At 56.4% G+C, this 23,867-nt stretch carries 17 protein-coding genes; 14 read left to right on the top strand and 3 right to left on the bottom strand.

The features are described 5' to 3' along the window. Positions 1–5 precede the first annotated feature (5 nt). Both Poly51_RS07400 and Poly51_RS07395 read left to right on the top strand, forming a co-directional pair. Complete coding sequence (locus tag Poly51_RS07400) at positions 6–1,358, top strand: outer membrane protein assembly factor BamB family protein (protein WP_246114328.1); 1,353 nt, start codon at positions 6–8, stop codon at positions 1,356–1,358. Positions 1,359–1,738: 380 nt separating this feature from the next. Further along, positions 1,739–3,331: an alkaline phosphatase D family protein gene (locus Poly51_RS07395; RefSeq protein WP_146455886.1), complete on the top strand. Its 1,593-nt coding sequence runs from the start codon at positions 1,739–1,741 to the stop codon at positions 3,329–3,331. A 158-nt stretch (positions 3,332–3,489) separates the two neighbouring features. On the opposite strand, the gene Poly51_RS07390 is transcribed toward Poly51_RS07395, so the two are convergent. Beyond that, entirely contained in the window at positions 3,490–4,932 is a 1,443-nt protein-coding gene (locus tag Poly51_RS07390) for a trypsin-like peptidase domain-containing protein (protein WP_146455884.1), read from the bottom strand. Between the two features lie 223 nt (positions 4,933–5,155). Here Poly51_RS07390 and Poly51_RS07385 point away from each other — a divergent pair, with 223 nt between their 5' ends. The 12 genes from Poly51_RS07385 (at position 5,156) to Poly51_RS07330 (ending at position 22,283) form a co-directional block, all read left to right on the top strand. Then, complete coding sequence (locus Poly51_RS07385) at positions 5,156–5,569, top strand: hypothetical protein (RefSeq protein ID WP_146455882.1); 414 nt, start codon at positions 5,156–5,158, stop codon at positions 5,567–5,569. Between the two features lie 147 nt (positions 5,570–5,716). Further along, positions 5,717–6,871, top strand: coding sequence for a DUF58 domain-containing protein (locus tag Poly51_RS07380; protein WP_146455880.1), 1,155 nt, complete (start codon positions 5,717–5,719; stop codon positions 6,869–6,871). A gap of 25 nt (positions 6,872–6,896) precedes the next feature. Then, positions 6,897–9,080 (top strand): transglutaminase-like domain-containing protein, encoded by a 2,184-nt coding sequence (locus Poly51_RS07375; RefSeq protein ID WP_246114327.1) that lies wholly within the window; start codon positions 6,897–6,899, stop codon positions 9,078–9,080. Then, positions 9,077–10,030, top strand: a complete 954-nt coding sequence (locus Poly51_RS07370) for an AAA family ATPase (protein WP_146455876.1) — start codon at positions 9,077–9,079, stop codon at positions 10,028–10,030. The genes Poly51_RS07375 and Poly51_RS07370 overlap by 4 nt, the downstream gene beginning before the upstream one ends. Beyond that, on the top strand, positions 10,030–10,572 hold the full coding sequence (locus Poly51_RS07365; RefSeq protein ID WP_246114326.1) for a hypothetical protein: 543 nt from the start codon (positions 10,030–10,032) through the stop codon (positions 10,570–10,572). Before Poly51_RS07370 ends, Poly51_RS07365 begins: the two co-directional genes overlap by 1 nt. Then, positions 10,569–12,176, top strand: a complete 1,608-nt coding sequence (locus tag Poly51_RS07360; protein WP_146455874.1) for a permease — start codon at positions 10,569–10,571, stop codon at positions 12,174–12,176. Before Poly51_RS07365 ends, Poly51_RS07360 begins: the two co-directional genes overlap by 4 nt. A gap of 79 nt (positions 12,177–12,255) precedes the next feature. Continuing rightward, positions 12,256–13,281, top strand: coding sequence for a DUF1559 family PulG-like putative transporter (locus tag Poly51_RS07355; protein WP_146455872.1), 1,026 nt, complete (start codon positions 12,256–12,258; stop codon positions 13,279–13,281). Positions 13,282–13,403: 122 nt separating this feature from the next. After that, on the top strand, positions 13,404–13,703 hold the full coding sequence (locus Poly51_RS07350) for a carboxypeptidase regulatory-like domain-containing protein (RefSeq protein WP_246114325.1): 300 nt from the start codon (positions 13,404–13,406) through the stop codon (positions 13,701–13,703). 472 nt (positions 13,704–14,175) lie between these two features. Continuing rightward, positions 14,176–15,252 carry a hypothetical protein gene (locus tag Poly51_RS07345; protein WP_146455868.1) on the top strand — a complete coding sequence of 359 codons (1,077 nt, stop codon included), beginning with the start codon at positions 14,176–14,178 and terminating at the stop codon, positions 15,250–15,252. A 3-nt stretch (positions 15,253–15,255) separates the two neighbouring features. Continuing rightward, entirely contained in the window at positions 15,256–16,296 is a 1,041-nt protein-coding gene (locus tag Poly51_RS07340) for a multiheme c-type cytochrome (RefSeq protein WP_146455866.1), read from the top strand. A gap of 111 nt (positions 16,297–16,407) precedes the next feature. After that, on the top strand, positions 16,408–19,413 hold the full coding sequence (locus tag Poly51_RS07335; RefSeq protein WP_246114324.1) for a secretin N-terminal domain-containing protein: 3,006 nt from the start codon (positions 16,408–16,410) through the stop codon (positions 19,411–19,413). Between the two features lie 140 nt (positions 19,414–19,553). Beyond that, positions 19,554–22,283 (top strand): MMPL family transporter, encoded by a 2,730-nt coding sequence (locus Poly51_RS07330; RefSeq protein ID WP_146455864.1) that lies wholly within the window; start codon positions 19,554–19,556, stop codon positions 22,281–22,283. Positions 22,284–22,313: 30 nt separating this feature from the next. Here Poly51_RS07330 and Poly51_RS07325 read toward each other — a convergent pair whose 3' ends face one another. After that, the gene (locus Poly51_RS07325) at positions 22,314–22,820 is read right to left on the bottom strand and encodes a hemerythrin domain-containing protein (RefSeq protein ID WP_146455862.1); all 507 of its coding nucleotides are present in this window, start codon (positions 22,818–22,820) and stop codon (positions 22,314–22,316) included. Between the two features lie 71 nt (positions 22,821–22,891). Beyond that, on the bottom strand, positions 22,892–23,854 hold the full coding sequence (epmA, locus tag Poly51_RS07320; RefSeq protein ID WP_146455860.1) for an EF-P lysine aminoacylase EpmA: 963 nt from the start codon (positions 23,852–23,854) through the stop codon (positions 22,892–22,894). Positions 23,855–23,867: the final 13 nt, after the last annotated feature.

Raw genomic sequence — 23,867 nt, 5'->3', positions numbered from 1 at the left:
CCATGATGAAATACTTGATTTTTCCGTTGTTTTGTGTCGTTATCTCGATTGCGATGACTCAGCCGTCGTCGGCCGATTGGACGCGGTTTCGCGGGCCCAATGGAACCGGCATCAGCGAATCCGATGCTCCGACGGATTTCGGTGCCGACGAGAACATGCGATGGAAACTGGAACTACCCGGTCGTGGAATATCCAGCCCGATCGTGGTCGGCGACAAGGTGTTCGTCACATGTTATTCCGGTTACGGAATGGGTGACGGTCAAGGCGAACTGAAAGATTTGAAGCGTCACCTCGTTTGCGTCGATCGCATTGCGGGGAAGACACTCTGGACAAAAACGGTGGACGCCAAAATGCCGGAGGACGAATTTCGGCCGCCAGGCGTTACGACGCACGGCTATGCCAGTAACACGCCAACCAGCGATGGCACCTATGTGTATGCGTTTTTCGGGAAGTCGGGCGTCTATGCGTATGACATGGATGGCAACGACGTTTGGAATCAAAGCGTGGGCGCCGAACCCAGCTTGAAAGGCTTTGGGTCCGCAGCCAGTCCGATTGTGCTCGATGACTGTGTGATTGTGAACGCAGCGGACGAGTCACTGTCGATCGTTTGGCTCGACAAAATGACCGGGAAAGAGAAGTTTCGCGCGACCGCCGGTGGGCTGGGCGAATGCTGGACAACACCTGTCGTTGTCAACGATGGTGAAATCACCCACGTCGTCGTTTCGGTCATTGGCGAAGTCTGGGGACTGAACAACGCAACGGGAAAGCTCGCTTGGTATGCCAACGGAGTCAATTCCCGCAACGCCCAAGTCAGTGCGGTTCCCGGTGATGATGGAATCGTTTACGCGACTGGCGAAGAAGCGGTAGCGGTTCGCGTTGGCGGCAAAGACGACGTGTCGAAATCGAACACGGTTTGGGAAGGTCGCGTCAGACCTCGTTACGCAACGCCCATTGTCATGGATGGTCATCTCTATTCCGTAAGCGGTTCCGTCTTCGAGTGCCTTGATGCGAAAACGGGCGAACGAGTATTCCAGGAACGTCTACCCGATTCACCAGCGGGCGGCGACGAAGAACAGCGCGCAGGATCGCGACCAGGTGGCTTTGGTGGTGGTGGCGGACGTGGTGGCGGAGGCGGTGGTGGTGACTATGCGTCACCCGTCGTCGCCGAGGGCAAAATTTACATCACGACCAACGCAGGCATGGTCCATGTCGTCGAAGCGAAATCGGAGTACAAGCTGATAACATCGAACGACATGACGTTCGACAAGAGCGGATTCGGTGCCACGCCAGCGATCAGCGATGGCAACCTATTCCTTCGATCCAACGCATACCTCTATTGCATCGGCTCGGCCGAATAGGGCTTGCGAAGCTGCCCCCCTTTTTCAAACCCTGGTTTGGGTTCAGTGGAGCGATTTGGCGTCGAGATTCACAACTGCAAACGTCGCCCCATCACGTCATCGCTGAGTATGATGAGTGGATGAAAGAGCTTTGCAAACTCAAGAAGACGGAGCTTCAACAACGCGTCAGCGAAATCACCCAGCGCTGGGATGAGTGCGTGTTCCTGTGCAAAAAATGCGGTCGTATCGCTCCGGAAAAACAATGGCTCTGCAAAGCGAAGAGTCTCAAGGCAAGGCCGAAACCTAAGCCCGATGTGTCAACGGACGCCATCGGCAACGGGGCGTGAACTACAATCCACGATGACGTGCCCCAACCACTCGAGCCGATCCGACGGAATCTTATGGCAAATCAATTTCCGCTTCAGGCCTCCGCCGATTTGTTCAGGGACGCAGGATTTGACCGCCGGCAATTCATTCGCGCGGCGTCCGCACTGTCGTTGATTCCGTTGGTGCAACGTCCCGCCCTTGGCGTCGCGGTCAGCAATGTTTCGTTCAAAGATTACCCGTTCAGCCTCGGAGTCGCGTCGGGTGATCCGCTGGCCGACGGCGTCGTACTTTGGACTCGCTTGGCCCCGGATCCGCTGCACGGCGGGGGAATGCCAAATGAAAATATTGAAGTCCGTTGGGAAGTATGTTCCGACGAAGCAATGAAGAAAAAGGTCGCCCATGGAATGGAAGTCGCATCGCCGGAATTTGCGCATTCCGTTCACGTCGAAGTTTCGGGGCTGAAGCCGGGTCATTCGTATTGGTATCGTTTCAAAGCAGGCGATGAAGTCAGTCCGATCGGACGCACACGCACGGCGCCCGCGATCGATTCCATGCCCGACCGGTTGCGGTTTGCGTTCGCGTCTTGCCAGCACTTTGAAAGCGGCTTCTTCAACGCCTACTACCACATGGCCAACGAAGACTTGGACCTTATCGTTCACTTGGGCGACTATATCTACGAAGGCGACGCAGCCCATGGATCGGTTCGCAAACATGTTGGCCTCGAGATCGACTCGCTCGACGACTACCGCAATCGACATGCGCAGTACAAAACGGACACCGACTTGCAAGCATCGCACGCGGCGTTCCCCTGGCTGGTCACGTGGGACGATCATGAATTCGACAACAATTATGCCGGCGACATCAGCGAACAAACCTATGTCGAACCCGCCGCATTCTTGATTCGGCGTGCCAACGCATACCAAGCTTTTTATGAACACATGCCGCTGCGAAAGTCTGCGATTCCGCGCGGCCCACTGATGCAAATTTACCGTGGTTGTTCATGGGGACGATTGGCGGATTTCGACGTTTTGGATACGCGACAGTATCGAAGCGACCAACCGTGTGGAGACGGCAAATCTGAACCCTGCCCAGAATCGCTCTCGGACAAGCAGACGATGTTGGGCCCCGAACAGCAGACGTGGCTAGACGATCGACTGCGGCAATCACCGGCCATTTGGAATGTGCTGGCGCAACAAGTCATGATGGGTCGCGCCGACCGAAAAGCGGGCGACGGCATCGCCTACAGCATGGATCAATGGCCGGGCTACGAGGTTCCGCGGCGTCGATTGATGCAGTTTCTGCACGACCAACAAATCAGAAACCCCGTCGTTTTGACTGGCGACATTCATACCAACTGGGTCAATGATTTGAAGATCGATTTTGACGACGATGCGTCGCCAACCGTCGCCAGCGAATTCGTTTGCACGTCGATCTCGTCGGGAGGTAACGGTGGAGACAACCGGCGGGCCAGCGATATCATCCTGGCTGAGAATCCATTCGTTCGGTTTCATAATGCCCAGCGAGGTTACGTACGTTGTGATGTCACGCCCAAGCAGTGGCAAAGCGACTATCAAGTCGTTCCCTACGTCACGCGGAAAGGCTCGCCTCAGGTCACGCGAGCATCATTCGTTGTCGAAGAAGGCAAGGCCGGTGCAGAGCGAGTTTAGATCGTCGTCGATGGATGCGCGTCGACTCAGTTCAAGTAGTTCAGGTAGGGTGCGTGCTCGTCACGCACCAGACGCCGCCCACAAGCGATCCGTGGTGGTGCGTGGCGAGCACGCACCCTACTTTCATCACACCGATCCGTGAACGGTTACAGATGGATTCAGTGCATGAATGATACCGAGACGGGCACGGCGACACCGTTCTTAGTGGCGTCGAGTCGCTCGAGTTTTAGTTCCAGTACATTCTCGCCGCTGGATTCAAAGTACTCAATCTCGATCGGGTGCAGCCCTGCGGCCACACGCACCAGTCGGCTGAGCGTCATCGGCGGATGATTGCCGTCGTTGTTGATCAAGACGTCGCCATGAAAGACGAGCCGGCTACCGTCGTCAGAGTTCAAACTCACGCGGTACAACCCAGGATCGTCTACTTTCATGAACCCTTTCAACTTCACCGCAAAGTTATCTTCCGTGTCGCCTTGAATCGCTTTCAAATCTAGGGATTCGACGCTCCCCTTTCTGGATTGGGCCAGTTGTGCGAAATCGGGCAAAACACTGAACTCGCCATCGAAGAACTCGAACGACAACCCCGCATTCAACTCAGTCTCCGCAGGAACTTCGGCAGCCCGAACGACACCCGATTTTGATGGCGTGATTTCGATCGGAAGGATTTGTTCACCGCGACGGACGACGACCGAAATCGCATCGCCCCCGGACAAACATGCATCCAGCGTCCACAACCAATCCGCGGCATTGGAAAGCGGCCGGCCATCAACCGATTGCAGAACGTCGAAAGTGTGAACGCCCGCTTTGTCGGCGGGCGATCCCGACGTCACGCTAGTGACCAAGGCCGAATCGGCCAGCGGATTCAATCCGATTCCGACGCTGCGCTGGTGGATCAGCTCCGGTTCAACGATTCGTTCTAGCAATCGGCGGACACGATCGATGGGGATTGCGAAACTGCTGTTTTGTTCGCCGGGAATCAGCGCCGCCACAACTCCGATCAATTCGCCGTCCATGTTGATCAACGCGCCGCCCGAGTTTCCTCGGTTCGTGGCGGCATCGTACTGGATGAAGTCGTCACGCCATTTGGTTTCTGTTTGGCTGGCCCACAACGCGCTAGGCGACGTCAGGTGGGTGCCTTTTGCGCTGATGATGCCCGCCGTCACGATGGTGCCGCGTCCACCCGGATTCCCGACGACGGCGACCGTCTCGCCGTTGAGAACGTCGTGGCTGTGCCCCAGAGGCACGATCGGCAAATGACCTTGGTGGTCGCGCAGCTTGATGATCGCCAAGTCCTTTTCTGGTGACCGACCCACGACTTTGAAACGCACCGCTTTTCCTCGCAGGACGGCGAGTCCCGTTTCGCCTTTGACGACATGATTGTTCGTGATCGCGTAGCCATCCGGATGCAGGATCGTTCCGCTGCCGGATGAAAACCGGCGGTTATCATCAGGATCTGGAATGAACAGAGCCACCACCGCCGGCTCGACTTGCGCGACAACTCGGACCAGCGGTGACATCCGCGGCGAATCGTCAGGCAACTGAGCGATCACGATTTCAGGAGTCAGCGACATTGCGACGAATAACACGATTGACTTGTGCATTCAGAAAGGACCACGATTGGGGTTCGGCTGGGGGACACCTACCATAACGGCTCGGACTTCGCCGCTGCGAAAACGGGTTATTTTTCGCGTCTCGAACCTTCTCAATTGACAATTCGTAGCCATTGATGAAGAATCAAGTGATCCTTGGTCGGACCGTTGATTTTTCGAAGCGTTTTTTCAAGACGCTCAGCGATATTCTGTTTTCAACGATGGTTTCTTTGCTTTGACACCCCGGCGAGCTTTGTCGACGTATCTGTTGCTGGCGGCGTTGCTATTTAGCAATGTTGCAGGGTGGGTCCACGTCGGTGCCTGCGGGGCGGCCTCAGATGCGACGACGTGCAGCGAAGCATCAACGACGAAGTCTTGTTGCGGCCACCACCACTGCGGGCAACCGCAATCGGCGCAGGACGAATCGACGAGCGACCATCCTGAACCGTCGCACGAACACGACTCGGATCGCTGTAGCGTTTGCCAGAACTTTCTGGCCTTCCGGCATACGACGCTCGCCGTCGCAAGCGACATTGTTTGGACGCCGCTGCTGACCCAGCGTCTGGGACGCGACGTCGATTCCGATTTCGTTGATCCGATCTTCCTTTCCGGGCTTTCTGTCCGAGGACCACCGCAGCGCGTGAGCTAGTCGTCAGCCATTTCCGGCCGACGATCCGCGTTCGTGTCGGCTTTCCGAAGCCGGCGTCTTTATCTGTATGATCCTCGTGCCGAAGGTGCGCTCATCATGGCGATTGTCCATGCCGGGTCCACGCGCGTTGGTTGGTTGTCACAAGTAATGACGACTGACTTTTGCCCGTGGGCAAATCGTTTCGTTTATTGGCTGAAAGAACCCGTCGGTTGGTTCGTATTGGCGACCGCGATCAGTGTCATGGTCGGGCTGTACTTCAGCCCCATCGGTTGGACCTTGGCCGCATCCCTGACCGCGATCTTGGTCATCGGCATGGCGTGGCCGTGGGTCGCCGTGCGGGTGACGCGATGTGGCTTGCATCCGGAAACCGATGCCGTTCACGAAGGCGATTCCTGCCGGATGGTGTTGAGTGTTCGCAACCGAATTCCGCTGCCCGTTTGGGGATTGGCGATCGAAGGCTACTTGGACCGCCACATGGCCGGCGAGACGAATCCGACCGCCAGCCTGGCATGCGTTCCGCCGCTTTGCACCGCCGAATTCTGCATCGATGTGACACCTCGCCTTCGCGGCCACTACCCCGTCACACGACCGCAAGTCACGTGTTCGTTTCCGTTTGGGATTTGGACAGCACGGCGAGAACTGCCCGATGTCAATCCGCTGACGGTTTGGCCCAAATGCTATTCCATTCTAGGACTGTTTCCTGTCGCCGGACGGACCAATGCCGATCAAGGCGATGGAAGCCGCGGCGGTCGCAGCGGTGACTTCGTCGGCGTGCGATCATTCCGACGTGGCGATTCGGCCAAGCATGTCAACTGGGTCGCATCGGCGCGATCCGATTCGTTGGTCGTGACCGAACGAGGTGGCCCACAGTCGGTGGACTTGGATGTCTTCATCGATACGTCGCGTGGTGCGTCTCGCGAATCGCTCGATCGACGGATTCGCGTGGCCGCGAGCGTGTTGTCGTCGCTGCATCAAGTACGTGTGACGACACGCGTGCGATTGGGCGATCGGTGGCTGACGTACCGACTAGATGTGCGAGGACGCCGCCAGATGCTCGACGCTCTGGCGAGTGTGCCCGTTGACGGCGAGACTTGTCAGCCGATGATTCCGGCGGTCTCGAAGGCCAGTATCACGGTTACCGGTTCGGCCGATGGCGAGGTAGCGATCCGCATCAGCGACCCGCAAGGCGGGCGTCGAGGCGGCGGCAAGACTCGTGAGATCGTCGTCGCGATGGATGATGATTTGGGGATCGCGTTGGCCAGTTTGTGGCAGGAGGTGCGTGATGCACGCTCGGCAGCTTAACCGGCGAACGACCGAAGCCATCGTGATGGCACTCCTATCGTTGACGGCGGTCGGAGCCCTTCGTTTTCCCGTCGAATCGAGAGCGATGTTCGTCGCCGAAGTGCTCGCCATCGCAGTGCTTTTCATCGTTGGTCTGTTCCGATTTCCAACTTCAGCAGCATTATTGGCAAGTTCTATTGGCGTCGTCGTCATGCCGATCACGCTTGCGTTCATCGCGAGAGCCTGCGGATCTCCGATCGCATTTGAAATGACGGCGCTGACAACCTTCGGTACCGCGTCGCTAGCGATGGCCATCGGATCCCGACGCACCCAAGCGATGTCATTGGTTGCATCGGGCTTCCTGACACTCTTTGCCGTGACGATTTCCGACGATCGCTATGCCGTCGTGTTGGCGATGGCTTGGATGGCGGTTTGTGTGTGGCACTTGGTGGCGAACCACTGGGAACGACTGGAATTGTGTGCCGTGCAACAAGTGCGTCGAGGAACGGGTGTGCGTCCGATGTCGGTGCTTGCCGCGATCACCCTTTGCGTCATCAGCGGATGGGGCGTGCGAGATCGCTTTGCAGAATCCAAACGATTCGCGTCCGGTTTCATGCCCTTCAGCGGCGGTTCACATTGGTCCGATCCGGCGGCGCGCAGCGGCGTGGGAACAGGCGATGCCGCGATCGCCGCCAAGGATCATGCCGAATCATTCGGCGCGGTCGAATCAGACCTGTTTTTAGAATCGACCGAATCGACCTTGTTCGACATGTTCAGTGATTCGATTGGCGAGCCAAAAAAGAAGAACAAATGGGAACGACGACAAGCCATGACTCCCGATCAAGTCTTGGAAGCCCACGCCAAGACGGCCAAGAGCGAGAAGGGCGGCAGCTCGTTTTCAACCGATCGCGTACCGCCGAAGAAACACCTGAACTTGACCGATGCCACTGAGAAGGCAGTGATCCAATGGGCTGGCCCGACCGGAACGCGACTGGCAATGAACCGCTACGACACCTTCGACGGTGTGAATTGGACCAACACCGCCAACCACCGACAAGAAACGCTATCGCATCACGTGCAAGGTAATGCGGATTGGTTCATGGACCCAACAGTCGCCGGATCGTTTGGCCAATCCACAACGCGAGTCAATCAGCTCAAGGTGCTGCGTTTGGATTCGACGCGAATTCCCGTCCCTATGACTACGACGGGAGTTCATGTCAAAGAAGTCGACCGGCCCGACTTCTTTGCGATCGACGACGACGGGTCCTTCTTTATGCCGGGGCGAGAAAAGGTACCTCCGTTGACGGTCGTGCATGTCGCGTACGCGAAGGTGATGGAAGACGAATTGTGGGACGGCCTGTCACGTGGTCAGCCGAGCAAGATGGTCGATTTAGAGTTGGAAGACCATAGACTGGAAGACTATGCCGCGGATTGGACGGCGGGTTGCGATCATCCCTACGAAAAGCTGCGGGCAATCGTCGAGCATCTGCGATCCGAGTTCACGTTTGATCGAAGCGTCGAAACGGAAGCGGATCGTCCGATCGACGATTTTTTGCGGTCACGGCGCGGGGGCGACCATCTGTTCGCGACCGCCGCGGCGCTGCTCGCGCGCCAGATCGGTTTGCAGTCTCGTTTAGTCACCGGTTTCTACGTTCGTCCGTCGGCGTTTGATGTCTCGGCGGGGCACACGAACGTGTTACCCGATGATGTTCACGTCTGGACAGAAGTTCGTCTCGATGACGGTCGTTGGTTCGAGATCGAACCGACGCCGGGATATCGACAACCAATCTACACGCCATCCGTGTGGCTGGTCGCGGCGCAGCTTACCGCCGCGTATTGGCCACACGCGATTGCATGGATTTTGGCTGCGGGTTTGCTGTTCGCCACCCGTTTGTTCTGGATCGAATTGGGGTTAGTAGTTGTTTATCCGATCGGCGCGATCGTCTGGCCGAAAAAACGCACGGCGCTGGCGATGCGAGTCCTGCAAACGCGTGCAAGGGTTGCCGGTTGTCCTCGAATCGCCGGCCGACCCCAGCGAGATTGGTTGCTTGCGATCACCGCCACACACCAACAACTCCGTGACGCCGCTCGCCAATTCTGCGATGCGGCCGACCGGGCGGCTTTCGCGGGAACATCAAGTTCATCCTTTGAACACAACGCATCCAAAGAGTTACTCATGAATCTGAAGATCCGTGTCTTCCGACAACTATGCAAAGAGGAATCCGCATGACGGTGCTAGAAAAACCAATCGACGTCGGATCGGTCACCCAGTCGCTCGACGGACTTCGCCGCCAACTCAATAGCGTGCTACTGGGAAAGAATGATGCGGTCGAAATGGTGATTGCTTGTTTGCTTGCGCAAGGCCACTTGTTGCTTGACGATTTACCGGGAACAGGCAAGACAACGCTGGCCAAGGCGATCGCAGCCTGCATTCATGGAAAGCTTGCGAGAGTTCAATGCACGCCCGATTTGTTGCCTTCGGATGTGACCGGGTTCAGTTTGTTCAACCAAAAGACGCGTGAATTCGAATTTCACGCCGGCCCGGTTTTTTCGGATGTACTGTTGGCCGATGAACTCAATCGCACGACGCCTCGCACCCAAAGTGCATTGCTGGAAGCGATGGCCGAACGGCAAGTCACCATTGACGCGGTACCCTACGCCTTGTCGCCAACATTCTTCGTGATCGCGACACAGAACCCGATCGACTCGCACGGCGCGTATCCGTTACCGGAGGCTCAGCTAGACCGGTTCGCGATCAAATTGAAGATCGGCTATCCCGACCGCGCGTCACAGATCGGAATTTTAGAAGCAGCGACGCGTGAAGAGACACAGAGCGACGCTTCCCCAGGCGTGCTGACGCTGGATGAACTCGCTAGAATTCAAAACACCGTACGAACGATGACGGTGCATCCGCGGGTACGCGAATATCTAGTGGACTTGGTCGAGGCGACGCACAACGATGCGTCGATTCAATTGGGCGTCAGTCCACGTGGACTGCTGTTGTGGCAGCGGATGTCGCAAGCCTGGGCGATTCTGCAAGGCCGCGATTTTGTGACGCCGAGCGACGTCGTGCATGTCGCGCGTCCGGTGTTGTCGGTTCGGTTGCTGACGACGACCGATGACGTCGATGGGGTGATGGATCGTTTACTCGATACCGTCCCCGCACCGGAGTATCGATGATGCAATTCGCAGCCTTTCTAAACGTATTGGCCGCTTTGGCGTTAGCCGCGGTTCTTCTCGCAAAAACCGCGGCAAACGCCGTTCGGCTGATCCAGCGAAGCGGTGTCCAGCTAAGTTGCCAAGCTTTCTGTGCGGCGCTGATGTTGCTGTTGTCGGGATGTGGCGTCGACGAATCCGCTTCGAAGACTTCTCACTTTGAACACGATCACGTGGTCGCGTCGCATTGGCCAAACGATCTTGCTGACATCGCGGCGAAGTTGCGAAAACGTCTTTCGATACCGGAACCGAACACCGAGTCCCTTGCCGAAATAGAAGACCTGGTCAGTTGGACCGCCGAAGTGGCCGCTGACACTAATTTGCCCGAATCGGAATGGGTACCGCTGTACGAAGCATCCAAATCAACGATGGCAAATCTGCGAAGTGCCAAGGGACGCCTGACGCCCGAGAATCGAAAGCAGGTTGAATCGCTGTGCGATTTGATCACCCAGGCCGCCGGCAGGATTCCCGAACATATGCCGATTCTTGTGCGGGGTGAAACATGAGCCTGTCCATGATGTTTTTTGGCGGACTGATTCGTGTTTTTCAAGGCTTTGCCCAAGCGGCACCGACGTTGTTGGTCGGTTTGTTGATTGCCGCGATTCTGCGCAATTATCTCGGCCCCGAGGGAACGCGTCGATTGTTCGGCGGCGACCGGTGGCGATCGTTGCCCCAGTCTTGGCTGGTCGGAATGTTGTTGCCGGTTTGCTCGATCGGTGTGTTGCCTATTCTGTTTGAGATGCGCCGTGCCAAGGTAAAACCAGGGGCGATGTCGGCGTTCGCATTGTCGGCTCCCTTGTTCAACCCGCTGTCGCTGCTGTACGGACTGACGCTCAGTCGACCGTTGGTGATCATCTTGTTCGCATTGGGTTCGCTGGTGGTAGTGACCGCGTTGGGACTTTTATGGGACGCGTTGTCGCGAAAAACTCCGGCCGATGACCATGCTCAGTCCAGTGGCGAACCATTCGAAGCCGGTTCCGCGACCGATCGATTGATCGGACTTCGTCGCGTCTTTGCAACCTTCGTTCAAATCGCGCGCCAGTCCACTGGTGAGGCGTTGGTGGCGACCGTGGTTGCCCTAACCGGCCTTGCCGTCTTGGCGGCCGTGTTGCCTTTCGGTGCGATGCAGCATGAAGTCGAACGTGATGATTGGCTGGCACCGTTGAAAATGTTGCTGGTCGCGGTTCCCGTGTATGCGACACCGATGCTTGCCATGAGCCAATTGGGAATGATGTTTCAGCACGCGAACTCACCCGGTGCTTCGTTCGTGTTGTTGATACTCGGTGCCGGCATGAACTTCGCGACGCCGTTATGGTTCGGACGTCATTACGGATGGAAGGCCGCATCGATGTGGATGGCATCGCTGCTGGTCATCGTGCTGGGATTGTCCTATGCGATCAACGGGCCGCTGGTTCCGCCCGGAGTCGAACCCGCTGGGCATACACACGCTTTCGACATCTATGCGAATCCACTAACCAGTTATCACAAGATTGACTTGGCGTCGATTCGCGGACTGGTGGCCAAAGAGATGGACATCAGCGTTATTGCATCGATGATCGTGTTGGCGGTCGTGGCTTGCTTTGGATTGTTGTTTCGGCTTTTAAAAATTGACGAAGCGTGGTTGGTGAAAAACGCGAAAGCGGGTTCGCTGGCTTCGTCACTGACGGCCGACGAAGCTGCGCCACGGCGAGGTTTGGACATCGTCGTTCCCAGTGGTGTCATCGGTGCGACGATGTTGGCCGGATTGGTCGCCTTGAGCGCCGTGGCTTGCTATGCCTATTACCCCTCGCCGGACGAATGCCTGGAAGAGATCAGCATGGCTCGCGCCGAGTGCCTTTCGGCTGCCAACAGCGGGCAAGTCGATCACGCGTTGTTTTGGCTTCCGGTCTGGGAAGACTGGAGTCGTCGGCTGGAAGTCGGCACATTCATTCGTACCGGTCGGGTGCGTCCCTACCAACGAATGCAGGGCTACCTGATCCGGAAAAAGCTAGAAAATCTCGAACACGAACTGGAACACGACCCCTTTGAACCGGATGAGACTAAGCGGGTTGTGCGGGATTTACTGGCAACCAGCACCCGCTGGACGTCTTCATTTCGACCATCGAAGTGACTTCGGTGGCCCTTCAATTAGATTAGGATGACGTTCGGTCGGACCGGATTGATTTCATTTCACGCAGTTGATCCGTTTCATGTTGAATCAAAAAAGACAGTTGTTACGCGGCTTCACGTTGATTGAGTTGCTGGTGGTCATCGGGATCATTGGCGTTTTGATTGCGATGCTGCTGCCCGCCGTTCAATCGGCTCGAGAAGCCGCACGCAGTACCGATTGCAAGAATCGGGTGCGTCAATTGGCTCTCGCCACGCATTTGCACCACGACGCGCTAGGTTACTTTCCGCCGGCCCGATACGAGTCACGACCGGATGCTGATCCTGCCGACCAGTGTGGGTTGGAGACACCGACATGGCTCGCTCGTGTGATGCCCTACATCGAGCAAAGTTCGCTGGGCGAAAAGTGGGATTATTCGATGCCCTGGCATGAACATCCCGAGGAAGTCCGTACCGTCGTACCCGATATATTCCTTTGCCCGTCACGGCGCAGCGGTACTCGCCCGATTGGCACACGCAATTTGCGAACAACTGTTTCCGGTGGCGGCGGAACACTACCCTGCGGATGTCCAGTAGGGCCTCGCCCCATCAATGTGACGCTAGACATCGAAGGTGCCTTGAGCGACTATGCCGGCAACCATGGCGACTTAACCCCCGGCGCGACCGGAGCCCCGACGGACTTCTATTTTGGTGGCAACGGCACCGGGGTCATCATCAGCGTTCGTCCGAAATGCAAAGAGGGAAAGGCGATCGCACCATCGGACCGTGTCCGCATGGCATCGGTCAGCGACGGAACCTCCAACACTTTGTTGTTCGGCGAAAAGTTCGTCTCGCATGTCGGGCTTGGACAGTTCCCCGAAGACTCGCCCGCCTACGACGGCGATCACCTGCCCGCGTCGTGTCGTTTGGCCGGTCCTGGACTGCGTTTGGCTAACGGTCCCAGCGACGTGTTGGCCGACATGTTTTCATTCGGTAGTTGGCATCCGGCGGGCGTCCACTTCGCCCTGGTCGATGGCAGCGTTCGCATGTTCAGTCCCGATACCGATACCAAAATACTCGGCTCGCTCGCCAACCGTCGCGATTCAAGAGTAGTGGAGCTAGAGCATTGAAAACGGCGCAGCGGTATTCGTTTGTCATGCGCTGCTTTGCGGCGTCACTTTTGTTTGCCGTCGGCTGCGGGAGTTCCGATAGTTCATCACGCGGCTTTGTCAGGTTTGAGGATGGTGAACCGGTGCAATCCGGCAGCGTCGAGTTTCGATCGTTGACCGATGGCTCGCGATATGCCAGTCGTATCGGATCCGATGGCGGCTTCCTATTGACGGATCAAGATGGTGAACCGCGTTGCCCGTCGGGCGAGTACGAAGCGGTTGTGGTGCAAATTGTCTTGACCGAAGACTTAGCCGCCGACGAGCACCAGCATGGACGCACGGTCCCACGCAAATACGCGGACTACTACACCAGCGGATTGCGTATCACCCACGATGACACCGACGCCACGCCGTTGCTGGTCACCCTTGACGCGACCAACTAGATATTTCTCCGCTGGGCGCTCGAGTGCTCTGTCTTGATTGAACCTTAGTTCAGGTAGGGTGCGTGCTCGTCACGCACCAGTTCAGGTAGGGTGCGTGCTCGTCACGCACCAGACGCCGCCCATAGGCGAGCGGTGGTGGTGCGTGGCGAGCACGCACCCTACTTGTCTACTTGTCTGGGCAGTTCACAAAAGTCTTGCGACTCCGACTACGCTGCTAACTCACTCAAGTCAAATTTGGATGAATCGCTAGGCCATTCTGGCTGTACAAGACCAACGGATCTTCACGCCGTCCGGCTTGATCTCTACATCAATTGCGGACAGTGATCACAAGGCGTGTTTTCTTTGGAAGAGCCCAAAACGCCGCCTCACCTCGATTTTCTTGACCTAGGTTTCTTCTAGGCGGAACCTCTGTGGGTCCGTTTCCAGCTTGAACGTCTTTTTGTAACGAACGTCCGGATTGCAGCGGCACCCGATGAAACCCGCCTCCACCTTGCCCCGATATTTGATCGGTTGGGATCACTCCCAGCCCATGGGCCCGGTACGCGACGTGGTAGCGGCAACTCACCGATTGCACGAGATCTCGGTCTTCTCCGACGAGGGATTGGCGACACTGATCGACGGCCATCCTCGGTCCGCCATCGAAATCACCACGATGGGCGACAACCCGGCGTATCCAAACGAACGACGGTTCGGCGACTTGGGTCCGCACGACGGCCATTCGCTGTTGGAGATGGTCCGTCGGAGTCGTTTGTCTCTCGTGTTGAAAGACATTCAAAATCAACATCCGCTGCTCCGCGAAGTTATGGTTCGGCTGGTCGACGAACTGGCCGAAGTTTGCCCACGTGGCAGAACCAGTCATATCCACGGCGACATCGTGATCGAATCGCCCGGCGCGATGGAGTACTTAAACTGTGATGCCGTGCCGACAACCCGATGGCAAGTTCGCGGTTCACGGCAAGTCTGGACGTACCCCGTCTCGGACTCGGCCGTGACTTCGCAAGCTATCGATTCACGCGTCAAAGGCTGCCCATCGCATCCGTCGTCGCTTTACTACGAACCGGCGATCGAGGGCGAATCCGAAACGTTTGACGTTCCCGTTGGACGTTGCGTTCAGTTGCCAATCCTGGCGCCCTACCGGACGACCGTTGGCGAATCGATGAGCGTTTCTTTGCGGACTCGTCATATCGATCAATCATCCCGAAAACAACTGGAAGGTTTCCTCGGTCGTATGGCCCTGGGAAACCGCATCGGCCTGAAAACGACGCGACCTTCCGATCATCACCGAATCCTCAACCGAATTACCGCCACCATGCATCAGGTCGCAGGCAGAGTCCTGTGTCGCCGGTGGTTGAACCCGACCGCATTGATGGATCAAACGTCCATTGTTGAATCGACGTTTCAAATCGACCCATCTGCGCTCCGGTGCGTTCGCTTGTTATCGCCATCGGAAACCGTTCATGCGGTGTCGAATGAACGGCGTTCGCCCGCCATAGCGCCAAATCTTTTCCCAACGTTTCTCACTTCACCGTTTGCCGTCAACGAGACATAAATCATGTCGAATCGATATTTCGCTCGCTTTGCTATTCTCTGTTCAACCTTGTTGGTCGCCGGATCAACCGGTCACGCCGCAACGATTTCCGATTCGGATCACCCGACGGGAACTGCGGCGGCACAGTTGGACCCGACCTTGGTTCTTGGGAACGAGGCGTGCGTGAAGTGTCATGCGTCTGAGATTCAGGTTTGGAAAACGACACCGCATAGCCGAACCTTTGACGAACTTCATCGTCGCCCCGAAGCCAAACAGATTGCCGCGAAGCTAGGACTCGGTTCGATCAAGAACGAAGGTCGCTGCGTCGCCTGTCATTACACCGAACAAGCAGTCGCAGGCGCCGCCCCCCACGTGATCTCCGGCGTGTCGTGCGAATCGTGTCACGGCGAAGCAAAGAACTGGCTCGATCTGCACCACGACTACGGCGGCGAAGGCATCACGCGATTGAGCGAATCCGCGGACCACCGCCAAAGCCGCATTGCGAAGAGCGTGTCGGCAGGAATGCGCAACCCAGCCAACGTGTATGCCGTCGCCCAAAGTTGCTTGCGATGCCACACGACGGCCGACGAGCAACTGGTCAACGTCGGCGGACACTCGGCGGGAAGTTTGGACTTCGAATTTGTTTCGTGGAGCCAAGGAACGATCCGTCACAACTTTGTACGCACCGACGGAAAATCCAATGACGTCAGCGATCCCGAACGGATCCGCGTCATGTTCGTCGCCGGGATGATCGCCGAACTGGAATCCAGTCTCCGCGCGACCGCCGTCGCAACCGAGAAGGCGACCTACGGCGTGACTGTGGCCAAACGTGGCGCTCGCGCCGGTGCTCGGTTGAAGAGCGTGGCAGCGAAAGTGGATTCGCCGACATTGAACCAAATTGTCACCGTATTCGAAGGTGTGACATTGAAGCTGAACAATCGGGATCAATTGACCGCGGCTGCCGACCAGATCGCCGCCTTGGGATACCAGTTCGCTCAGCGGACCGATGGTGCCAGCTTAGGTGCTTTGGATTCGTTCGTTCCAGCCGGCGACCGATTCAAATAGGCGGTCGGACCTGCGAATTGCGGGGAATGACGGTGATTTGTGTTTGCCGTCGAGACAATTCATACTTAGTGTCTGATTTGTCTCCTCGTCTCATCGACACCGGGTACTCTCTTGACCTTTTCGCCATCCTTTTTTCGATCAATCATCCTTGCACTTGCGGTCGGTGCTTCGGTTTTTCCGATCGCTTTGAAGGCCGACGAAGTCACGGTTGTTGGTCCCGACGGTGTCTCGCGAACCATGCAGGTTCCGTCGGGTGCCGTGCCGCCGGGCGGGCGTCCGGGCGGGAAGCCTGACAAGAAGGAAGGCGACGAGAAGAAGGGCGATAAAGACGAAAGCAAGTCGGACGAGGACAAATCGGCCGATGCAAAGTCCCCCGAGCCGAAGGTGATTCGCCGCGAAACGACGCTTGACGAAGAAGCCGACGCGGACGAATTCAACGTGATGGTCGGCGAGGACGGAAAAGTCGCGTTCGAGTTTCGCAATCAACCCTGGGTCGACTTGGTCGAATGGTTGGCCGACATTTCTGACTTACCGTTGGATTGGCTGGAACTTCCTGGCGATCGGGTTAACATGCGATCGCCCGGTCGATACACGGTCGAGGAAGCGCGAGACCTGTTCAATCGTTACCTGCTCGCGCGAGGTTACACGCTTCTTGAAATCGACGGCGGGCTGACGGTTGCGAAAACCGAAAGCATCAACCCGGCGATTGTCCCGCGAGTCGATCCGTCCACACTCGGGCGACTTCCATTGCACTCGTTCGTGCGAACGTCGTTGGATGTTGGTTGGCTGTCGGCCGAAAAGTTGACCGAAGAACTGAAACCGATGATCAGCAGCAACGGGCGATTGACCGCACTGACGACGACCAACCGCATCGAAGCGATGGACGCAGCGATCAATTTACGGCAAGTAGCCGAGTTGCTCGGCCGTGAACTCGACAATGCGTCGCGAGAATCGCTGGCGCCGGAATTCAAACTGCGTTACCTACCGGCCGAAGAAGCCAAGTCGATGCTCGAACAGTTTTTGGGTGTCGAGAAGAAAAAGGAAACACCGTTAACGCCTCAGCAAATTCAGATGATGCAGCAGCAGCGGGGGCAAAATCAGGGTGCTCCACCGCAGGAAAAGAAAGTCGAAATTTCGATCGTCGCCAACGTGCGCCAGAACTCTGTCATCATCCGCGCCCCCGCCGATCGAATCGCAATCGCCAGCGAATTTCTTCTGCGGATCGATGTACCTCGCGACGACATCGTTTCGCTGTCGGACGTCCAGTCACGGGTTCAAGTTTTTCGATTGTCGTCGCTGGATCCGGAAAAGCTGATCGAGATTGTCAGCGAGATGAACGTGCTTGAACCGACCACACGAATCCGAGTCGACAAGGACAATGACGCGTTGATTGTGTCAGGATCCGCTGCGGATCGATTCATCATTTCGTCGTTGATCGAGCGACTCGACGGCAGCGGACGCAGTTTCGAGGTGATGGCGCTGCGCCGACTCGATCCGGCCGAAGTCGCTGAGTCCATTGCGTTTTTGATGGGCCAGAAAGACGAAGACGACAGCAACAAGAGCAACCGCCGTTCGTACTACTATGGCTATTACGGCGGTGGGAACGACGACGAGAAGAAAGAGAAGGACGAGTTTCGCGTGTCCGCCAACATGCGGTACCGACAAATCCTGTTGTGGGCGAACGAGCGAGAGATGGAAGAAGTGCGTTCGTTGTTAATCAAACTTGGCGAACTACCACCGCCGGGCGGCAATTCCCAAACCGTCCGAATCTTGGATGCGTCGGCAACACCGGAAACGTACGAGTACCTGCAACGCCTGCGTCAACAATGGAGTCGCATTTCTCCCAACCCGTTGGAATTGCCCGACGAAGGTAGCTTCATTGACCCCAACGCTCCACCGAATCGAGACGAAGACGAAGATGCCTCGGATGATGCGGACGAAGATGATTCCGATATCAAGCCCGCCAAACCCCAGCCAACGAAACCATCGGGCGGTGAAACAGCAGCCAACGAAGATTCCGTTGCGGTCGCGTCGCCGACAAACCAATTCCAGTTGACCGTCTTCCAAGACACATTGCCCGATTCCGATCCGAATGATCTGCCACCCGTGATCCGATCATCAAAAGACTTCGACAGGATGTTTGGCAAGAAAGATGCGAAACCAAAGCCGGCACGGGATTCGGGAGACCAACCACCCATTCGAATCGAACTGGATGCGAATGGAAATTTGGTTTTGGTCAGCCCCGATACTGACGCGCTCGACCGGCTCGAAAACTTGATGTTGCAAGTCACACCACCGAAGCGACCCTACCGAGTGTTCCATATCGAACACGCTTCGGCATCATGGATGCGGATCAATCTGGAGGACTATTTCAAAGACCTAGAGGACGACAAGGAATCGGATGCCGATTCGTTCTACCGCTATTTCTGGGGCAGCGGCAACGACGAAAAAGACGAAGGCCCATCGGGACTGGGCAAAGGCAATAAATTGAAGTTTGTCGATGACATCGACACCAACACGTTGGTTGTGACCGGCGCAAGCGGCGAACAGCTGCAAACGATCGGCGAGTTGATCGAGTTGTGGGATGTCGAAGAGCCTGTGAATAAGCGGAAGGCCCGTTTCACCCGATTGGTCGCCATCGAATTTGGGAAAGCGGATAAGATTTCCGAGACCGTCAAAGAAGCATATCGCGACCTGCTAAGCAGCAATGACAAAACGTTCGCTGGCGGCAAAGGCGGCGACGGGGGCGCAGCTGGCAAGAAAGAAGTAACGAAAAGTCGCGGCGGCTCCGGTAGCGAGTTGCAGAACACCGAAAGCGGACGTGACGGGGGCGGCGCCGATTTCTCGTTCAAGGGCAAGCTTTCACTGGGCGTCGATACGATCGGAAATACGATCTTGGTCAGCGCCGAAGGTGAACCGTTGCTAGAACTGGTCGCCGAAATGATCGACCAACTCGATCAAGCAGCCAAGCCGCAAGGCGAAGTTCAGATCGTCGAAATCAGTGGCGACATCAACAGCGACATGCTGCAATCAGCGCTTCGTGCTCTCGGATCAGAAACCGGTGCGAGGCCCCAGCGGAGGGAAACATCCAAAAGAGACCGAGAGTCGTCTGAGTAAACGATGGCCTTCTTAGTGACACTCTCTTGGGATTCGTGTCGTCGCGGATCATTTTGCCAGGCAAAGACATGTCAATGATGTGCTAAACTGACCGCGAAGTCACGTCGACATTCTTCCGCCCTCCTTGCCGCCAACCAACGATGCATCGCTCCCTTTCGCGTCGCTGGGCAGATAGTGTCACCAAGCATTGGTGGCTGATTTTGTTGGCTTGGTTGGTGACAGCCATTTTGATTCGGCTGATCGCGCCACGATGGGACACCGTTGCCTACGACGGCGATTTCGAATACCTGCCGCCCAAGATGAGCAGCGTAGCGGGCGGACGACTGCTGGACCGCGCGTTCCCCGGGGAACGCGCACGCAGCGAGGTTGTCTTTGTTCTGGGTCGCGACGACGGCCCGTTGGTCAAGAATGACCAAGTCGTGGGCTTGGACCTGTTGCGTCGTTTGTACCACCGCTTGAGCGAAGTGAGTTGGCAGCGAGCGATCGACTATGGTTATCAAGGCGGCGTACCCGACGAAAGCAATCCGGCCGCCCATTGGGTGAACCTTGCGCTCGAATCGCTCGGCAATTCGATTGATGCGGACAAAAAATTCTACGAGTTGATTTCGGATGATGTCCCCGACCAAGCGCCGACATTGACCGAACCTCGAATGGCGATCGCGTACTGGGATCGCGGCAAGCTGTTGGAACTGATCGGCAATTCGGACGAAGCCGTCGAGAAGGATTTTGAAGCAGCGTTGATCTTGATGCCGGACCTTCCGACCGTCGCGGAATCCATCAACGAGCGACCATTGACGGGCTGGAAACCCCTGTTGGATATCCTGTCGTGGGACGATCGTGTAATCGGATCCCGTCTGCGGAGCGAACGCGCCAAATTGGCCGTGCTGCAATTGTCCAACGAACTGGCCGCGACCGCCAACATCAAGACGATTGAAGCACTTCGTCAATTGATCGACGATGTGATCGCCTATAGCGGTCATCGGACCGATCCAGGAATTCGACTACTGACAACCGGTTCCGCTGCAATCGGTGGCGAAACCTTGATGGCCGCGCGTGACGCGATTCGCTACACCGAACTGATCACGTTTGTGATGATCGTCTTGATCTTGGCACTGGTCTATCGCGCGCCGCTGTTGGTAGCCATTCCGATGGTTTCGATCGTCGTTGCGGTTTTGGTGTCGACGTCGCTGGTCGCACTGCTGACGGGATGGTCGGTGAACCGAACGATACCTCAGCTTGACATGCGAATCTTTACGACCAGCAAGATTTTCATCGTTGTGATTTTGTTCGGGGCGGGAACCGACTACTGCTTGTTTTTGATTTCTCGACTTCGGGAAGAAGCATCCAAAGCACCATGGCCGGTCGCTTGTCGCAACGCGCTGTCGGGCGTCATGGGCGCATTGTTTGGCAGCGCGATGACAACCGTGGTCGGATTGGGAATGCTGTGGATCGCCAGTTTCGGCAAGTTCCACTACACCGGTCCGATCATCGCGATTTGCTTGTTGGTCGGCTTGTTGGTGTGCACAACCTTGACCCCTGCGTTGTTGTTCGCGATCGGACCTGTTGCGTTCTGGCCCTCTTCGGTGTCTACCGAAGTGCCCAAAAACTTGTCGCTTTTCGGAGACTCGAAAAACGCCGGTTCCTCGGGCGGAGTTTGGAGCCTGATCGCACTGATGCTGACCCGTCGCCCCGTACTAACGCTGTTGCTCGGGTTGGTCGTGCTGATGGTCCCGGCGATCTACGGCTTTCGAAACGAAGACGCGGTGACTTACGATTACAGCAACCAATTGAACCATTCGGCGGGAAGCCGACAGGGATTGCGATTGTTGTCGAAAAACTTCGATATCGGCGAGATCAATCCGGTCACGGTGTTGGTAGTCAAGCAAAACGCAACGCCGCGAAAAGATTTTGAAAAACAGATTCGATCGCTTGCGAAAGATATCTACACGATTGATGGCGTCTTGGCCGTCCGAACGGCCGACGATCCGCTAGGTGACTTTCCCCCCGATCGTGACATGGGTTTGTTGACCAGTGACGCCTGGAAGCGACGTGCATTGCGAAGCCACCGTGTCGCCAAGCGATACTTCTTTTCGCCACTTCCGGAATTAGAAAACCGATTAGCAAGAATCGACGTCGTGGTGGATGGCGATCCGTTTTCGATCGAAACAGCCAAGCGCGTCAGCGATCTGGGCAAGTCACTTCAAGCGATGACCAGCGAACCCGACTCGGTCATTGCGGATGCACAAGTTTTGTTGGCCGGAACAACTCCGTCGATTATCGATCTGCGGAGCGTCACGCTTCGTGACAATCGCCGAATCAAAATCGCGGTTGTGTTGGCCGTGTTTGCTGTTTTGGTGCTGGTGATCCGCCGATTGGGTTTGTGCGTTTACTTGATTGCAACGGTGTTGATCAGCTACTACGCGACACTGGGCTTGACGTTGTTGTTCTTCAAGTTCGCCTACGGCAATGACTTCGTCGGCTTGGATTGGAAACTGCCGCTGTTTTTGTTTGTGATCTTGGTGGCGGTCGGCCAGGACTACAACGTGTACTTGGTCACGCGGATCGTCGAAGAACAACGCAAACTCGGGTGGCTTGCGGCACTGCGCCGTGCGGTTTCGCGAACTGGCGGCATCATCACCGCGTGCGGTTTGGTGATGGCGGCGACATTCTTTAGCATGACCGCATCGGCTTGGTTTCCGATGGTGGCCCACTCGTTAGGTATTGAAACCGAAAGTAGCGGAACATCGATACGCGGGATCATCGAACTAGGATTTGCCCTCGGCCTAGGCGTGCTGATTGACACGTTCTATGTCCGTACGATTTTAGTGCCAAGCTTTGTCGCTGCGATTGGCAAACGCGGCAACACTTGATCATCGACACGGTTGCGAAATCACGGTGGACTAATCGCCGTTACCGATGTCGTCGTCGAGCGATTGAAGGATCAACTTCACTTCCGCCTCTTCGTGAATTTCAAATGCGTGGCGGAATCGTTGGAAACTCGACAGCAACGAAGCCACTTTCTCGGTTCGGTCGGACGTCACGTCACATGCCCGGTCCGCCAAGTCGCGGATACTTTCGAACAACGTCGCGTGCTGACCACGTAACTGTTCCGCGTCGATACTCAATTGCGGCACCACCTCGATCGCTTCCTCGAAATAGCCGAATGCTTCTTCGAGCGAAAAATGGAGTGCCAATTGATCTCGCAAATCGGCCAACAACGCGACAAACTCGGGCCAATGGTTCGCCGCGATTTGAGGATGCTCAGACAGCGGGTTGATTCTATCGACCAGGTTTTTCAATTCTCGGTTGTCGTCTTTGATGTCCTTCAAAAACGCGGCATTGACCGAGAGGCGTCGTTTGGTGTCCGCAAGAGCGCGATTCGCAATCGGACTGGGAGCGTGATCCATGGTTCGATCCTTGATAAGAGTAGAGTCTGCATTGTATCCCTTCGATCGCGTCAATGCGACAAACGACCGGGCTATGCGATCCTGATCGGAAAGGGGATCACCGGCCCAAGCGACAATGACGATGTACGCATCATCAGTAAACGATCCACACCCAACGCGACACCGGCGCATGCCGGAAACCCCTTTCGCATGGCGTCGACCAAGGAAGTCTCAACCGGCAGGGGGTGACGCCCACCTGCTTGGCGTAGCTGATTGCTCTGCTGAGCTCTTTGGACCAAAACGTCGGCATCCAGCAGTTCGTCGTAGCCGTTTGCCAATTCGACACCGCCCGCAATCAGCTCGAACCTTGCGGCACACTTCGGATCGTCGATCGCCGGACGAGCCAGAGCTGCTTGAGTGATGGGATAGTTCTTGATGATCAGTGGTCGATCTTTGCCGAGGTTCGGTTGAATTCGATGCGATAAGATGACGTCAAGCATCAGGTCTCGATCGCCAGAGATCGAACAGGCGAGATTTTCGTCAATCTCGCTGACCACCTCCTGTAGAGTCGACGCGGGTGCATCGATCGGATCGAAACCGAGCGACTGAGTGAAAACGTCTCGGTAGTTCGAAATATCGTACCCGTCCGAATCCAGTATCGTGCTAGCCAGTTCCCCCAATAGTGTGATCTCGTCGTCGATGTTTGCGCCCAAGTGATACCATTCCAACATCGTGAATTCGATGTTGTGATGGTCACCCGATTCGCCACTTCGGAACACCGGCCCGATGCTATAGATCGACGGTGCACCCGCAGCCAACATGCGTTTCATCGCCAACTCGGGCGACGTTTGTAGATATAAGTATTCGGGCAGATCTTCGGCGATCCCCAATTGCTTTGATCCAACACGGATCGGATCGATGTAGGCGTCGACGACACAATCACGCGATAGACACGGCGGTTGGACCTCGAAGAAACCACGCGTGTCAAAAAAGACTCGCAATTCTCGCAGCAATTGCGCTCGCTCGCGGACCAGGTCGATTCGGGGCAGATTCATATCGGATGCTGTG

The sequence above is a fragment of the Rubripirellula tenax genome (assembly GCF_007860125.1).
Classification (GTDB): Bacteria; Planctomycetota; Planctomycetia; order Pirellulales; family Pirellulaceae; genus Rubripirellula; species Rubripirellula tenax.
Note: the sequence above shows the minus strand (reverse complement) of the source record. Positions and strands in the feature narration are given on the sequence as shown.

Coding starts and splice junctions, on each gene's coding strand:
- Poly51_RS07400 (WP_246114328.1), top strand. CDS start 6: ATGAAATACTTGATTTTTCCGTTGTTTTGTGTCGTTATCTCGATTGCG.
- Poly51_RS07395 (WP_146455886.1), top strand. CDS start 1,739: ATGGCAAATCAATTTCCGCTTCAGGCCTCCGCCGATTTGTTCAGGGAC.
- Poly51_RS07390 (WP_146455884.1), bottom strand. CDS start 4,932: ATGCACAAGTCAATCGTGTTATTCGTCGCAATGTCGCTGACTCCTGAA.
- Poly51_RS07380 (WP_146455880.1), top strand. CDS start 5,717: ATGACGACTGACTTTTGCCCGTGGGCAAATCGTTTCGTTTATTGGCTG.
- Poly51_RS07375 (WP_246114327.1), top strand. CDS start 6,897: ATGGCACTCCTATCGTTGACGGCGGTCGGAGCCCTTCGTTTTCCCGTC.
- Poly51_RS07370 (WP_146455876.1), top strand. CDS start 9,077: ATGACGGTGCTAGAAAAACCAATCGACGTCGGATCGGTCACCCAGTCG.
- Poly51_RS07365 (WP_246114326.1), top strand. CDS start 10,030: ATGCAATTCGCAGCCTTTCTAAACGTATTGGCCGCTTTGGCGTTAGCC.
- Poly51_RS07360 (WP_146455874.1), top strand. CDS start 10,569: ATGAGCCTGTCCATGATGTTTTTTGGCGGACTGATTCGTGTTTTTCAA.
- Poly51_RS07355 (WP_146455872.1), top strand. CDS start 12,256: ATGTTGAATCAAAAAAGACAGTTGTTACGCGGCTTCACGTTGATTGAG.
- Poly51_RS07345 (WP_146455868.1), top strand. CDS start 14,176: ATGAAACCCGCCTCCACCTTGCCCCGATATTTGATCGGTTGGGATCAC.
- Poly51_RS07340 (WP_146455866.1), top strand. CDS start 15,256: ATGTCGAATCGATATTTCGCTCGCTTTGCTATTCTCTGTTCAACCTTG.
- Poly51_RS07330 (WP_146455864.1), top strand. CDS start 19,554: ATGCATCGCTCCCTTTCGCGTCGCTGGGCAGATAGTGTCACCAAGCAT.
- Poly51_RS07325 (WP_146455862.1), bottom strand. CDS start 22,820: ATGGATCACGCTCCCAGTCCGATTGCGAATCGCGCTCTTGCGGACACC.
- epmA (WP_146455860.1), bottom strand. CDS start 23,854: ATGAATCTGCCCCGAATCGACCTGGTCCGCGAGCGAGCGCAATTGCTG.